This is a genomic window from Rhodococcus sp. OS5 (assembly GCF_056837585.1).
Genome location: NZ_CM166368.1, coordinates 793,011 through 806,719, shown reverse-complemented (window position 1 = coordinate 806,719; position 13,709 = coordinate 793,011). Strand labels below are relative to the sequence as shown.

Annotated in this window: 13 protein-coding genes; 10 read left to right on the top strand and 3 right to left on the bottom strand. The window is 63.4% G+C overall.

Translation table 11 applies throughout. From position 1 onward, the window contains the following. Window positions 1–62: 62 nt before the first annotated feature. Window positions 63–2,603 (top strand): trehalose-phosphatase, encoded by a 2,541-nt coding sequence (otsB, locus tag ACVZUB_RS03765; protein ID WP_007733998.1) that lies wholly within the window; start codon window positions 63–65, stop codon window positions 2,601–2,603. Between the two features lie 3 nt (window positions 2,604–2,606). On the opposite strand, the gene ACVZUB_RS03760 is transcribed toward otsB, so the two are convergent. After that, window positions 2,607–3,695, bottom strand: a complete 1,089-nt coding sequence (locus tag ACVZUB_RS03760) for a LacI family DNA-binding transcriptional regulator (RefSeq protein WP_007733995.1) — start codon at window positions 3,693–3,695, stop codon at window positions 2,607–2,609. Between the two features lie 139 nt (window positions 3,696–3,834). Between ACVZUB_RS03760 and ACVZUB_RS03755 the strand changes: the two genes are divergently transcribed. From ACVZUB_RS03755 to ACVZUB_RS03725, 7 genes are all read left to right on the top strand, one after another. After that, a complete protein-coding gene (locus ACVZUB_RS03755; RefSeq protein ID WP_042920537.1) occupies window positions 3,835–4,785 on the top strand; it encodes a metal ABC transporter solute-binding protein, Zn/Mn family in 951 nt (316 codons plus the stop codon). An 84-nt stretch (window positions 4,786–4,869) separates the two neighbouring features. Further along, a complete protein-coding gene (locus ACVZUB_RS03750; protein WP_047269722.1) occupies window positions 4,870–5,748 on the top strand; it encodes a metal ABC transporter ATP-binding protein in 879 nt (292 codons plus the stop codon). Continuing rightward, on the top strand, window positions 5,745–6,626 hold the full coding sequence (locus ACVZUB_RS03745) for a metal ABC transporter permease (RefSeq protein WP_003945811.1): 882 nt from the start codon (window positions 5,745–5,747) through the stop codon (window positions 6,624–6,626). Before ACVZUB_RS03750 ends, ACVZUB_RS03745 begins: the two co-directional genes overlap by 4 nt. Window positions 6,627–6,660: 34 nt before the next feature. Next, the gene (locus tag ACVZUB_RS03740) at window positions 6,661–7,422 is read left to right on the top strand and encodes a LamB/YcsF family protein (protein WP_482628148.1); all 762 of its coding nucleotides are present in this window, start codon (window positions 6,661–6,663) and stop codon (window positions 7,420–7,422) included. Further along, window positions 7,419–8,033, top strand: a complete 615-nt coding sequence (gene pxpB, locus ACVZUB_RS03735) for a 5-oxoprolinase subunit PxpB (RefSeq protein ID WP_082845682.1) — start codon at window positions 7,419–7,421, stop codon at window positions 8,031–8,033. The genes ACVZUB_RS03740 and pxpB overlap by 4 nt, the downstream gene beginning before the upstream one ends. A 57-nt stretch (window positions 8,034–8,090) precedes the next feature. After that, window positions 8,091–8,963, top strand: a complete 873-nt coding sequence (locus ACVZUB_RS03730) for a 5-oxoprolinase subunit C family protein (protein WP_007733989.1) — start codon at window positions 8,091–8,093, stop codon at window positions 8,961–8,963. 77 nt (window positions 8,964–9,040) lie between these two features. Continuing rightward, window positions 9,041–9,733, top strand: a complete 693-nt coding sequence (locus ACVZUB_RS03725) for an LpqN/LpqT family lipoprotein (RefSeq protein ID WP_217018345.1) — start codon at window positions 9,041–9,043, stop codon at window positions 9,731–9,733. Window positions 9,734–9,821: 88 nt separating this feature from the next. Here the strand turns inward: ACVZUB_RS03725 and ACVZUB_RS03720 are convergent, their stop codons facing one another. Beyond that, window positions 9,822–10,463: a hypothetical protein gene (locus ACVZUB_RS03720; RefSeq protein ID WP_217018344.1), complete on the bottom strand. Its 642-nt coding sequence runs from the start codon at window positions 10,461–10,463 to the stop codon at window positions 9,822–9,824. 365 nt (window positions 10,464–10,828) lie between these two features. Between ACVZUB_RS03720 and ACVZUB_RS03715 the strand changes: the two genes are divergently transcribed. Beyond that, complete coding sequence (locus ACVZUB_RS03715) at window positions 10,829–11,548, top strand: hypothetical protein (RefSeq protein WP_003945935.1); 720 nt, start codon at window positions 10,829–10,831, stop codon at window positions 11,546–11,548. A gap of 180 nt (window positions 11,549–11,728) precedes the next feature. Beyond that, complete coding sequence (locus ACVZUB_RS03710; protein WP_031332820.1) at window positions 11,729–12,526, top strand: helix-turn-helix domain-containing protein; 798 nt, start codon at window positions 11,729–11,731, stop codon at window positions 12,524–12,526. Window positions 12,527–12,530: 4 nt separating this feature from the next. Here ACVZUB_RS03710 and ACVZUB_RS03705 read toward each other — a convergent pair whose 3' ends face one another. Further along, entirely contained in the window at window positions 12,531–13,520 is a 990-nt protein-coding gene (locus ACVZUB_RS03705; RefSeq protein ID WP_256932190.1) for an iron-siderophore ABC transporter substrate-binding protein, read from the bottom strand. Window positions 13,521–13,709: the final 189 nt, after the last annotated feature.

Below are 13,709 nucleotides of genomic sequence, written 5' to 3'. Positions count from 1 at the left end.
TTGCACTGATCGGCCGGAAACGTATCGAGCCAGGAGTCGCTGCATCACCTAGATTTGAAGAGGTGAGCGCACAAGATCTGTCCATCGAACTCCGCCGAGCGCTGTCAGGCGTGGCACGCACGCCGCGTCTGCTCGTAGCCTCCGACTACGACGGGACGATGGCACCCATCGTCGCCAACCCGGACAAGGCGTATCCCCGGGCGGAAACGGTGCGTGCGCTTCGCTCTCTCGCCAGCCTCGCGTCGACGACGGCTGCCGTGATCTCGGGCCGCGCCCTCAAGGATCTGGCTGCGCTGTCCCGACTTCCCGCCGAAGTGCAATTGGTCGGCAGCCACGGCTCCGAGTTCGACATCGGATTCGTTCACGCGATCGACGCCGACGCCAGGAAACTGCTCGACGAGATCGTCACCGAGTTGGGCCGAATCGCCGCCGACACCCCTGGGGCAACGGTGGAGAAGAAGCCCGCCAGCGTTGCACTGCACGTACGCAACACCAGTGCCGACGACGCCGAGAAGGCGCTCATCGCCGTCCGCACCGAATCGGCACTCTGGCCAGGCGTTCAGGTCACCGAGGGCAAATCGGTGGTCGAGTTGGCTGTCATCGCCACCGACAAGGGGCACGCACTCGACTTGATTCGCCATCAGGACGGCGCAACCGCTGCCGTCTTCATCGGCGACGACGTGACCGACGAAAAGGCGTTCAGCAGGCTTCAGGGGCCGGACATCGGAATCAAGGTCGGCAGCGGGGACACCGTCGCCGACTATCGCGTCGACAGCACCGAGGACGTCGCTGCTGCTCTGGCGTTCCTGCTCGACGAGCGTCGTACGTGGCTTTCCGGCGCCGACGCTCCGCCCATCGAGCGGCTCTCGATGCTCGCCAGTCCGCGCACCGTCGCTTTGGTGACCCCGGATGCGACGCTGACCTGGTTGTGTCACCCGGAACCGGATTCAGCGGCCGTCTTCGCACACCTTCTCGGCGGAACCGGGGCCGGCCACTTCTCGGTCGGGCCTCGACGCACAGCCTTGCCGCTGAGCCAGAAGTACATCGACAGCACGATGACAGTTCAGACCCGCTGGGCGAGCCTGTCCGTCACCGACTACCTCCCCCACGACGTCCCACAGGGACGAACCGACCTGACCCGCATCATTTCCGGTCAGGCCGACGCGATCGTCTCGTTTGCACCCCGTCCCGAGTTCGGCCAGGGTCAGGTCACGCTCGAGGTCGTCGACGAGGGCATTCGGGTCCTCGGCACCAACGAGCCGTACGTGCTCCGCTCCCCCGGTGTGCTGTGGAACATCGCCACCGACGGAAACCAGCAGACCGCCCACGCCATCGTCGAGCCGTCCAAGGGTGACGTCGTCCTCGAATTGCGCTGCGGAACAGAAGAAATCGGCCCGTCCGACGTTCCGGAGCTCGAGCGTCGAGCGACCTCGGAGGCCTACTGGTCCGATTGGGCCAAGACGCTCGAACTCCCGAAGCTGAAGCCGGACTTGATGAAACGCTCTGCACTGACCTTGCGCGGGCTGGTCCACGCCGATTCCGGTTCCATCATGGCTGCCGCGACGACGTCCCTGCCGGAAGAGATCGGCGGAGTCCGCAACTGGGACTACCGCTATTGCTGGTTGCGCGACGCCGCCCTCACCGCAACAGCTCTCGTGAGCGTCGGATCCACCGACGAGGCCGAGAACTACCTGGACTGGGTCCACCGCGTGCTCGAAACACTGCCGGGACCCGAGCGCCTGCACCCCCTCTACACGCTCCACGGGACTTCGCTACCGCCAGAGGCCGTCATCGATTCACTCCCCGGATACGCCGGCTCCCGGCCGGTCCGCGTCGGAAACGCCGCGAATCAGCAGGTTCAACTGGACGTGTTCGGCCCGATCGTCGAGCTCATCGTCGAACTGGCGAATGCACGCGAAAAGGCCGGTGATCCCGATCCTTTGAGCGACCGCGACTGGGAACTGGTGTGCGCCATGGTCGAAGCAGTGCAGCGGCGCTGGTTCGAACCCGATCACGGCATCTGGGAAATTCGCGACAACCCGCGCCACCACGTCTATTCCAAGGTTATGGGCTGGGTCACCGTCGACCGCGCCGTCGATCTTGCGACCCGCTTTTCTCGCGAGGCCCTGCCCGAGTGGGTGGAACTGCGTGACCAGATCGCCGACGAAGTACGACACAAGGGCTGGAAGGACGACGTCCAGTCGTACACCGCAGCCTACGACGGTACCGATCTCGACGCGGCGACTCTGCACATCGGGCTGTCGGGGCTGATCGATCCGACGGATCCGCGCTTTGCAGCGACCGTCGTAGCCACCGAGGCCGAACTACGCAGCGGCTCAACGGTATACCGCTACCATCACGACGACGGCCTGCCCGGCATCGAAGGTGGATTCCATCTCTGTGCCGCCTGGCTCGTCGAGGCATACCTACTGATCGGGCAACGCCTGCAAGCAGAGGCACTGTTCGACCAGTTGGTCGCGGCAGCGGGTCCCACCGGACTGCTCGCGGAGGAGTACGACCCCATCGCGGAACGCTCACTGGGCAACCACCCCCAGGCGTACAGCCATCTGGGCTTGTTGCGCTGCGCCCAACTCCTGGCGTGAGCGCTACCCCTTGATCCGACCTGATGTTCGCCCGGCCAGTAGTTCGGTGTCGAGCATCTCGACTATCGGAACGCCGGATCCGGACGGCGACATCAGGAGCGCACCGGCACGCCGGCCCTTCTCTTCCTGGGGCTGGCGCACCGTTGTCAGTGATTCGCGCAGCGCCTCGTCGACGCCGTCGAATCCGGTGATCGACAGTTGGCCAGGTACATCTATGCCCTGCCAGCGCGCCCAGTCCAAGGCGCCGAGAGCCAGCACGTCGGTGGTGCAGACCAGTGCGGTGATCTCGGGGTTGGTCGCGAGAGCTTCCGCCGCCGCCGAGTGCCCGGACTGCGATGTGTGGACGTACCGCTCGATCACGGTGAGTGAGAGTGGGTCCATGTCGGACGCCACCATCGCGTCGCGCACTCCTTCGATCCGCTCACGCTGGACGTGGAAGTGTGGGGACTTGAGTCGTTCCTGGCTGACGACGCCGTCCATCCGGTCGCGCCCCAGCCTCATGCAGAGCACGCCGATGTCGCGGTGGCCGAGCCCGATGAGGTAGTCGGCGACCTTGCGCATGGCAGCGCGGTCGTCGATGCCCACGAGGGATGCACCGGGAATCTCGCGGGGCTGGTCGCAGACGACGATCGGAATGTGACGCTCGAGCACGGCAGCGAGATACGGGTCGTCGTCGGCCACGGAGTAGACGACAAAGCCGTCGACGCCCGCCTGCTGGACCACGGCTGCAGCATCCACCTCGTCGCGGCCGGGCCCGGCCGGGATGAGCAGCAAGCCCTGGCCGGCGTCCTCACATGATTCCGAGAGACCGGCAAGGAAGCTCATGGCGGCCGGGTCGCGGAACGAATAACTGAGTGCTTCGGTGAGCAGGAGACCGACGGCGCCGGCTTTGCGAGTTCGCAAGGAGCGGGCGACCGGATCAGGTCCGGGGTATCCGCGTCGCTTGGCCGCTTGGAGCACTCGATCCCGCAGCTCGACGGAGAGCTGATCGGGTCGGTTGTACGCGTTCGAGACTGTAGTTCTCGACACATTGAGCTCGGCGGCAAGCGACGCCAAAGTGGCTTGACGGCGTGGCTGACGGGACCGGGGCATAAACGGACGTTAGCCGTAGTGCCCGCAGACGGCGCGTTGGGGCTGAACCGAAGGTGAACTACCAGCGACTATGCGCTAATGTGTAACGGTAACGGTTTCCAATAGCATTTAGCCCAGCCTTTGTTCAGGAGAAAAGCACGTGCGTTCGTCGTCGAAATTCCGCACCGCCACCGCCCTCGCGGCCGTCTCGGTCGCCGCAGCATTCGCGCTCACCGCGTGCAGCTCAACCTCCTCGAAGGACGACGGCATCACCGTCGTCGCATCGACGAACGTGTGGGGCGACGTCGCGCAGGCAGTCGCCGGCGACAAGCTGACCGTGACGTCGATCATCAACGAGCCGTCCGCGGACCCGCACTCGTTCGAAGCGACTCCCGCCGATGCCGCCAAGATCACCGACGCATCGCTCGTCGTCTACAACGGCGGCGGCTACGACCAGTTCATCACCGACGTCCTCGACGCAGGCAAGGGCGAGCAGAAGACGGTCAACGCCTACAACCTGCTCGACGGCGGCATCCACGCCGGCGAAACCGCGGGCGAATCGCATGACGGTCACACCCACGGCGCAGTCAACGAACACGTCTGGTTCGACATCCCGACCGTCGACGCCGTCGCACATTCGGTGGCCGATCAGCTGAGCGCTCTCGATCCGGACAACGCGGCGACCTACGAGGACAACGCGAAGGCATACAGCCAGAAGCTCGCCGGCGTCACAGCGATCACCGATTCCATCGCCGCTGCCCACGCAGGCGCACCGGTGGCGCAGACCGAGCCGATCGCGCACTACCTCCTGGTCGCAGCTGAACTGAAGGACGCAACTCCCGAAGAGTTCACCAGTGCCATCGAAGACGGCAACGATCCTTCACCGGCCGCAATCGCCGCAACGCGCCAGCTCCTCTCGGAGAAGCAGGCCCGCGCACTGGTCTACAACATCCAGACGCAGGACAAAGTGACCCAGGACATGCGCACCACAGCCGAAACCGCCGGAGTGCCCGTCGTCGAGGTTACGGAGACTCTCCCCGAGGGCCTGGACTACATTCAGTGGCAGACGCAGACCGCGGAGTCGCTCGCAAACGCCCTCTCTGCCCAGTAATTATTTGCCCCACCATTTCCGAGAAGAACCGATCGGCTTGTGACAGAAACTTCCGCGAATACTCCTGTGCCCCCTGGTAACACCGTGCCTTCTGGTAACACCGCGCCTTCAGCGGCCTCCGTGCCCGCTGTGACGCTGAAGGACGCTCGATTGTCCTTCGGCGCCCGCACATTGTGGGACGGGCTCGATCTCGAGGTACAGCCAGGTGAGTTCATCGCCGTACTCGGGCCGAACGGGTCGGGCAAGACCTCGCTCCTGAAGATTCTGCTGGGCCAACTACAACTCAGCGGCGGTAGTGCACAGATCGTCGGCACGCCGGCACGGGCCGGGAACTCACACGTCGGGTACATCCCGCAGCAGAAATCGATCGACGACGGCCTCCCGCTCCGCGGCCGCGACCTGGTCGGCCTCGGCGTCGACGGTCACCAGTGGGGTACGGGCCTACTGCGTCGGGGTCGTCGCCGCAAGATCGTCGACGACGCCATCGCACAGGTCAGCGCCCAGTCGTTCGCCGACGCTCCCATCGGTTCCATGTCCGGCGGTGAGCAGCAGCGACTGCGGATCGCACAGGCTTTGGTCGGCGACCCGCGGATCCTGTTGTGCGACGAGCCGCTGCTCAGCCTCGACCTCGCCAACCAGCACCTGGTCTCGACGCTGATCGACAAGCGGCGGCGCAGCCATGACACCGCGGTGCTGTTCGTGACGCACGAGATCAATCCGATCCTGCCGTTGGTGGATCGAGTGCTCTATCTGGTGGACGGCAAATTCCGGATCGGGACGCCGGCCGAAGTGATGACGTCCGAAGTTCTCTCGGATCTGTACAACACCGACGTCGAAGTGTTGCAGGTTCGTGGCCGCCTCGTCGTGATCGGCACCGGCGACGCCATCGACGCGCTCGGCAGCGCCGGCGGACTACGCCCGGGAGAAGGCGTTCACCATTCTGATGAGGATCACCACCAGTGAGTAACAAGTTCACCGACGCGATGTCGCGGATGTTCGACGTGTCCGCCACCGTCGACCTACTGCAGTACGACTTCGTCCAACAGGCGTTGATTGCCGGTGCCATCCTCGGATTGTTGGCCGGCATCATCGGGCCGCTGATCGTGAGCCGTCAGATGTCGTTCTCGGTGCACGGAACGAGTGAGCTGTCACTGACGGGCGCATCCGCCGCACTTCTCGTCGGTGTGGGCGTCGGCTTCGGTGCCATCGTCGGATCCGTGGTCGCGGCAGTGCTGTTCGGACTGCTCGGAGCCAAAGCGCGCGACCGAGATTCGGTGATCGGCGTGATCATGGCTTTCGGTCTCGGCCTGTCGGTGTTGTTCCTCTGGGCGTACGACGGTCGCACGGGAACCAGCTTCTCGTTGTTGGTCGGACAGATCGTGGCGCCGGGAAACAGTGGTCTCGAACTTCTGCTGCTGTGCGCGGTCATCGTGATCGGCACACTCGGATTCATCTACCGCCCTTTGCTGTTCGCAAGCACCGACCCCGAAGTTGCTGCAGCTCGCGGTGTTCCGGTTCGGGCACTGTCGATCGTGTTCGCAGTGTTGGTCGGCATCACCGCAGCACTCGGCGTACAGATCGTCGGTGCTCTGCTGGTGATGTCGCTGCTGATCACCCCCGCAGCGGCCGCCGCGTACGTCACGGCAAGCCCACTCAAGGCCACGATCCTCTCCGTCGTGTTCGCCGAACTGGCAGCCGTCGGCGGCATCCTTCTCTCGCTGGCCCCCGGCGTTCCCGTCTCGAGTTTCGTCACCTCGGTCTCGTTCGTGATCTACCTGATATGCCGACTCTTCGGATCCGCACGTCGCAAGAATGCCGGACGGATTCCGGCGCACGCCTGAACACCGAGAGCCCATACCTACCTAGAATCGAGGTATGGGCTACAGCGTTGATCTGAACAGCGACCTCGGCGAGGGCTTCGGAGCCTGGACCCTGGGCGACGACGACGCCATGCTCGAACTTGTCACCAGCGCGAACATCGCCTGCGGATTCCATGCCGGCGACCCGACAACGCTGTTGGCGACTTGCGAATCCGCCGCCGCCCGCGGCGTCCGGATCGGCGCGCAGGTGGGGTACCGAGACCTCGCCGGTTTCGGCAGACGCTTCATCGACGTCTCCCCGAAGGACCTCACCGCCGACGTCATTTATCAAATAGGGGCACTCGACGGTTTGGCTCGTGTCGCCGGATCGCGGGTCACGTACGTCAAACCCCACGGCGCGCTCTACAACGCAATAGTCCATCACCGACGGCAGGCGCGGGCCGTGGTCGCCGCCGTCGTTGCCTATGACAGTTCGCTACCTGTTCTCGGACTACCGGGTTCGGTGTTTCTGGAAGAGGCGCGCGAGGCCGGTCTCGACGTGGTCGCCGAGGCTTTTGCCGATCGTGCGTACACGGCGGAAGGCACCCTGGTCCCCCGCACCGAGTCGGGCGCCGTTCTGCAGGACCCGACACTTGTTGCAGAGCGGGTTCGGCGAATGGTCGTCGACGGCGAGTTGGACGCAGTCGACGGGAGCACGTTGAAAGTCGCTGCCGCATCGGTGTGCGTGCACGGTGACAGTCCGGCAGCCGTCGACATGGCCGTGGCAATCCGCGCTCTCCTCGAATCTTCCGATGTCGAGATCACGCCGTTCACATGATCGCGATCCTGCCCGCCGGTGAATCCGCAGTCCTCGTCGAGTACGACGAACTGCCGAGTGTGCTGGGCAACTTCAGGGCTCTCGACGCCAGTCGGATCCCCGGAGTGATCGACCTGATTCCCGCGGCGCGAACCATCTTGATCGAGTACGACAACACGATCACCGCGCACCAACTGGTGGAGAAATGGGTACGTGGGGCCGTACCGATCGAACTCACAGCAGACGAGAGCGGGTCTGCTGTCGAGATTCCGGTCCGCTACGACGGCCCCGATCTCGTAGAGGTGGGCAAGCTGACCGGCCTCGGGGTCGACGGTGTGATCGATGCTCACACGTCTGCGTCGTGGACCGTCGCGTTCATCGGTTTCGCCCCCGGCTTCGCGTATCTGACCAGCAACGAGAGAAAGCTCGAAGTTCCACGTCGATCGGACCCGCGCAGGCAGGTCCCGGCCGGTGCAGTCGGGTTGGCCGGACCGTTCTCGGGCGTCTACCCGCGTAGTTCCCCAGGCGGGTGGCAGTTGATCGGAACGACTGAACTGTCGGTGTGGGATGCCGAGCGCCGCCCGCCGGCGCTGCTTCTACCCGGCACCACAGTCACCTTTGTCCGTGCATGATTTTGGTGCAAGCATGATTTTGGTGTCTTCACCGCGCTGTTGCGGGACAATGGATTCATGGCCTGGCTCGAGGTTGTGCGTACCGGCCCGCTCGCCACAGTTCAGGACCGCGGGCGGAGAGGCTACGGCGCCCTCGGGGTCGGAAGATCCGGCGCCGTCGACATGATCTCGCATGACAGCGCCAACAGACTCGTAGGCAACACTTTTCGAGCAGCAACCATCGAAGTCACCGCTGGGGGTTTCGCTATGCGGGCCGTCGGTTCGATGACGGTGGCAGCGACAGGCGCGCGGGTGCCGCTGGCCGTCGACGGACGGCCGGCACCTGACTACGCGAGCATCCATCTGGGTAGTGGCAGCATTCTCGAATTGGGTTACAGCACAACCGGGTTGAGAACGTATATCTCTGCACGCGGTGGCGTCGACGTCCCGCAGGTACTCGGAAGCAGATCCACCGACACGCTCTCCGGACTCGGGCCGCCGCCGCTCGCCGCCGGCGATCTAGTCCTCCTCGGGGCCGAGGAAGGGACGTGGCCCACCGAAGAGTTGATTCCACCGCCCGCACCTGCACTCGGCGCGGTTCCGATCGAGATCACGCTCGGCCCCCGAAATTCCTGGTTCACCGCCGCATCCGTTCACGCGCTCCTTCACACCACGTGGAAAGTCACCGAACACACCAACCGAGTCGGGGTCCGGCTACAGGGCCAAGGGCCTTTGCATCGCTCACGCACCGGGGAATTGCCGAGCGAAGGCGTCGTGACGGGATCCATCCAGGTGCCGCCAGGCGGCCAGCCCGTCGTGTTCCTCGCCGACCATCCCGTGACCGGCGGATACCCGGTCATCGCCGTCGTTTCCGACGCCGGGATTGCGTCGCTGGCACAGCTGCGGCCCGGCAGCACCATTACCTTCAAGGCCACTACTCGGCCGTCGTAGCGCTGATAGTCTCAGCCGCGCCAGCAATGCTGCCGGCGGCGCTCGGCCGTCGCCAGAACCTGAAGGACTGTCACACTATGAGCCCTAAGAGCAGCACACTTGCTCTCGGAATAGCGTCACTGATCACTGCTGCACTCGTCTTGTCCGGATGCAGCAGTTCGGAAAGCGGCGACGCCGTCTCCAGTGATACCAACACCAGTGAGACCACTGCTTCCGAAAGTTCTGCATCCTCGCCGTCTGCCGCTGCCGCGACGCCGACCTTGCGGGACGGAACACCGTTCATCGGTGAGCGGACGACGATCGAAACCGGCGACGACCCCGAAGCGCCGAGCATCAGCGTCAGCCTCCCGCCGAGCTGGACTCACGGCGAGAACATCCCTGTCGGCGTTACGGACGCGTTGTCCAGCAACAGCCAGGAACCCAGCGGTTTCATGCCGAACACCACGGTGACGGTCGAAAACCAGGGCACCGCAACAAAAGACGAGGTTCTTGCCGCTGCGCGTGAAACGATCGCCACTCTCGACGGGTGGACCGAGGTGAAGTACACCGAGATCGACGTCGACGGACAGCAGGGTTTCCGCCTCTCCGGAACCTGGACCGCCCCAAACCTGGACGTTCCGCTCTACGCCGTCATGACGGTCGTCGCTTACCAAGCCGACGACAACTCGCCGGTCTACCTGGTCAGCTTTGCAAACCAGTTCACCGACACGACGAACATGCAGACCTCCAACCAGGTGGAAGAAATCAACACCTCGATCGAATTCGGCTGAGCACCTGATGGTTTGAATACCCGATCTCCGAACAACCGCGGCGGGCCGAGACCACGACAGTCTCGGCCCGCCGTTTCACAACTCTCGCCTAGCTCGAACCGAACAGGCCGCTGAGGGAACCGAGGCCACCACTCAACGAGCCGAGCGATCCGGTTCCGCCACCGGTTCCGGGGGCAGTGGGATCAACCGGATCAACGGGATCGACCGGGTCAACCGGATCGACCACATCCGCGGCGCGGACAGTGATGGACGGGCCCAAGTTGGCGAAATTCGCACTCGACTGGAATCCGTTGCCCATCACCGTGGCACCTACCGCCAATCCACTTCCGTACACGGTTCCCGGCGCACACGAAGCAGTAACCGTGTAGCTGGTCTTCATGGTCACCGGTTTGCTGCCGTTGTTGATCCAGCCGGCACTGGTCACCTCGAGCGTCGTGGCTGTCAGTTCCGGCGTTTCAGTGGTTTCGGTCATCGTCCCGCCAACGTGAAACTTCGTGACCTTCGCCGAGCCCGGGACAAAGGTCAAGCATGCGGCATGCGTCTCGGTGAACCTGCTGATATACCCGTCGATTCCGCTCTTCTTCGACACTGTCGTGTAGGTGATCGTGTCACCGATCTTCGGCGACGCATTGTCCACGGTGCGAGTAAATGTGTAGGCACCGGAAGTTGCTGTCTCGGCAGTCGCGACTCCCGCACCCAGCGCGCTTGCGCCCACAGCAAGAGCGATCACCCCCAAACCAGCTCCAACGGTGGACAGACTACGATTCCTGGATCCAAACTTTGCCACGAACAATCTCCACTCTGTGTGGTTCCAGGACAACCGAATTCATTGATTACTGGAACTTGTTGCAACCCGACTCTCGAAGTACGATACAGTCGACCTGGACATTCGCCCAGCTTTTCGTCGAAATAGTCGACAATCAGTTAACGGCAGGCAATCGACACCGAAAAAGTCCTCTCAATTCGGACTTTTCCGTAAATTTTGCCGAACTGATACATAGGCAAGCGTCCGATAGGTTTCAATGGTTACCGCGGCGCAACCTTTGAAGAGTCATCCCATCGCCGTCAGCGTGAACCCCTCGAACGGAGAATTTCATGTCACGTTTTTCAATGCGCAAAACACTCACCGGAATCGCAATCGCTGCGCTTGCCACCAGCGGACTCGTGATGACCGCAGGCACCGCGAGCGCCGATGCCACCCACCCGTCCGCGGCAACGGTCAACTCCTCCAACGTCCGAATCACCAAGAGCATCGTGGGCGACGGCGAAGTTGCACCCGGCGGCAAAGTCACCGTGCGCACGGTCATTTCCACAACAGGCCACCCCGAGCGTTACGTCGACCAGTTCGTCGACCGCTACCCCGCCACGTTCAAGTACATCCAGGGCACGGCGACGGTCAACGCGTGGCACTTGATCGGCGGTCAGAAGACCGAATCCGTCACGCCTTCGGTTGACACTGCCGCCCGAACCGTGAATGTACCCAGCACCGGCTGGCTGATCTCACCCACCGGAAGCAAGACCGTGACGATCGAGGCGCAGTACCTCGTCGCCGACGATGCACCGATCGGTTCGTACCAGGAAATGTCGAGCTCGATCGGTATCTCGACGTTCAATACCGAGCAGAACATCAGCGGCGTCTACGCCAAGATCCGCGCCAAGAACCCCGGCGAGGCGGCCGCATCGGGCTCGGCAGATCTGGGCTTCGGCTCTTCTGACGGCGAGGGCGGAACCGGTTCGGCCGGATCCTCCATCCTGGACAACCCGGCCGGCTTCATCTCCGACATCATCAGCGGTGTCCTGGCCAACGGCAGCTGATTCACTCGCTCCACCTGCTCCACCTGTAAACACTCCGTCGGGGAATGTGTTCGAGGGTGGCATCGAGTCTTCGGACTCGGTGCCACCCTCGATCTTTTGTGGCGATCACACTCCGTCGCGCCTGCATCAAAGAACCAAATAGGAAAGCATTACCTAAGTCATTCGCGGTATGATCCACCGATGAGTTCCACAGGATTTCCGTACTGGGCTGTGCCGGCAGGCCGGTACGTTCCGCTCCCCTTCTCGATGACGACGTCGACCATCGGGCGTGATCAGAAGCGCGCGTGGCGTGAGATCCGCCATCCCGAACACGAACTCCTCTGGGGCGCTTCCGGCGAGATGAGCGCGTACATCGACGACGTTCGTTGGCAGATACCACCGACGGTCGGCATGTGGATTCCGGCTGGAACTCCACGGCGCATCACGCTCGGCGCATCCACCGAGGCTCGTTTCACCTATTTCCGGCCCGAGTCGTTCCCCCACCCGTGGACAAAACCCGCGATCATCGGCATCGACGACGTCGTCAAGACGATGCTCATCCATCTGCACCAGCGAAACATGCCTACCGAGGCTCGCTTGCGGGCGGAATCCGTAGTCTTCGACACGCTCGCGCCCATCGAGGCGGCTGATGTCGCAGTGCCGATGCCCGCCGATCCCCGGGCCCTCGCCGTTGCACGCCGCTTGATCGCCGACCCCGCCGATCAACGCGGGCTTGCCGATTGGGCCTACGTGGTCGGCGGAAGCCCCCGTACCCTGAGCCGTGTGTTCTCTCAAGGCACGGGGATGTCCTTCACCGAGTGGCGAATTCAAGTTCGCGTCCGCGCTGCGATGTCCTATCTCGCTGCGGGCGTTCCTGTTTCGACGGTAAGCCGTCGCGTCGGATACGAAACCCCCAGCGCCTTCACCAGCGTGTTCCGCAAGGTCACCGGACGCACACCGAAGAACTACTACTCGGACGCGTGCGAGTTGTCGGCCTAACTGGTCAGAACCCGTTCATCTTCGAGACCAGTTCCGCGAAAGCATATTTGACGCTCAGCGACGTGGGTGACGCCAAGGCCATGACTCGTGCCAGACCGAGCTGCTGAATCAGCCTGCCGTCCTTGACTGCCGGCAGGTCGGCAAACAACTTGTCCCCCATCAATCCGGGGAGCCCCTGCCCACTCGCGTCGTTGAGCACGATCACGTCCGCGTCCAGTTCGTTGTACTGTTCGCGCGATGCAGTCACCGACCCCTGGGTGTCGCCGCACAGCTCTGCGCTTCCGGCCGACTGCTTCAGTCCGAGCTGGGACATCAGGATGACTCGGCCGTCGTCAGCGCAGTAATTGGTGAGGCCGTCGATGTTTCCCGAGAGGAAGGTCAAGGTTTTCCCGTTCAGATTCGGGGATCCGGCAGCCAGGTCGGCTATGGAATCGTCAGTTTCCTCGATCAGCTCGGCAGCCCGCTTCGGTTGGCCGAGTACTGATCCGATGGTCGACAACTGTTCCTGCCACGTGGTCGCCCATGCGGTCTCCTTGAACGGAATGGTGGGTGCGATCTGGGAAAGACGTGCATAGTCGTCTTCGGTGATTCCCGAGACCACTGCGATGATCACGTCCGGCTCCAACGCCAGGATCTGCTCGAACGGCACACCGGACGTGCTGTCGAGCAACGTGGGTTCGATATCGCCCAACAATTCTTCGTCCCACGGCAGGATGCCGTTCTCCAAGCCTGCCCCACTGAACGACTCCATGGCGACGGGTGTCTTGCCCAGTGCGAGGACCGAATCCTGGCTGTTCCAGCCGATCGTCACGATCCGCTGAGGTTCGGTCTCGATGGTGGTCGACCCGTACGCGTGATCAACGGTGACCGGCAGCGCGCCGGCCTCGGCCAACTGCGTCGTGCCCTCCGACGCTGTTGACTCGGTGCTGCTCTGGCAGCCTGCGAGCAGGGCAGTCGCGGCCAACGCAGCCACTATTCGGGTAGTGCTCTTCATCTTCTGTCAGCTCTCTTCGCAAACGTACTTTGTTTCGACCAGCCAGGTATATCGAGACCCGATCCCGGTAATGGGGTGTCGATACTCCATCTGGCCGCTGCCGCGTAGCCCTTGGCATCTGCGAGCACTTTCCGCACTCGCACCGGCTCTACCGTAGAACTGCACAACGAGTGTTCAGATCTGGGCGAG

Excerpts from the sequence above, each read along its gene's own strand:
- ACVZUB_RS03730 (WP_007733989.1), top strand. The coding sequence starts at position 8,091 with ATGGCCTGGCTCGAGGTTGTGCGTACCGGCCCGCTCGCCACAGTTCAG.
- ACVZUB_RS03710 (WP_031332820.1), top strand. The coding sequence starts at position 11,729 with ATGAGTTCCACAGGATTTCCGTACTGGGCTGTGCCGGCAGGCCGGTAC.
- pxpB (WP_082845682.1), top strand. The coding sequence starts at position 7,419 with ATGATCGCGATCCTGCCCGCCGGTGAATCCGCAGTCCTCGTCGAGTAC.
- ACVZUB_RS03705 (WP_256932190.1), bottom strand. The coding sequence starts at position 13,520 with ATGAAGAGCACTACCCGAATAGTGGCTGCGTTGGCCGCGACTGCCCTG.
- ACVZUB_RS03760 (WP_007733995.1), bottom strand. The coding sequence starts at position 3,695 with ATGCCCCGGTCCCGTCAGCCACGCCGTCAAGCCACTTTGGCGTCGCTT.
- ACVZUB_RS03740 (WP_482628148.1), top strand. The coding sequence starts at position 6,661 with ATGGGCTACAGCGTTGATCTGAACAGCGACCTCGGCGAGGGCTTCGGA.
- ACVZUB_RS03725 (WP_217018345.1), top strand. The coding sequence starts at position 9,041 with ATGAGCCCTAAGAGCAGCACACTTGCTCTCGGAATAGCGTCACTGATC.
- ACVZUB_RS03715 (WP_003945935.1), top strand. The coding sequence starts at position 10,829 with ATGTCACGTTTTTCAATGCGCAAAACACTCACCGGAATCGCAATCGCT.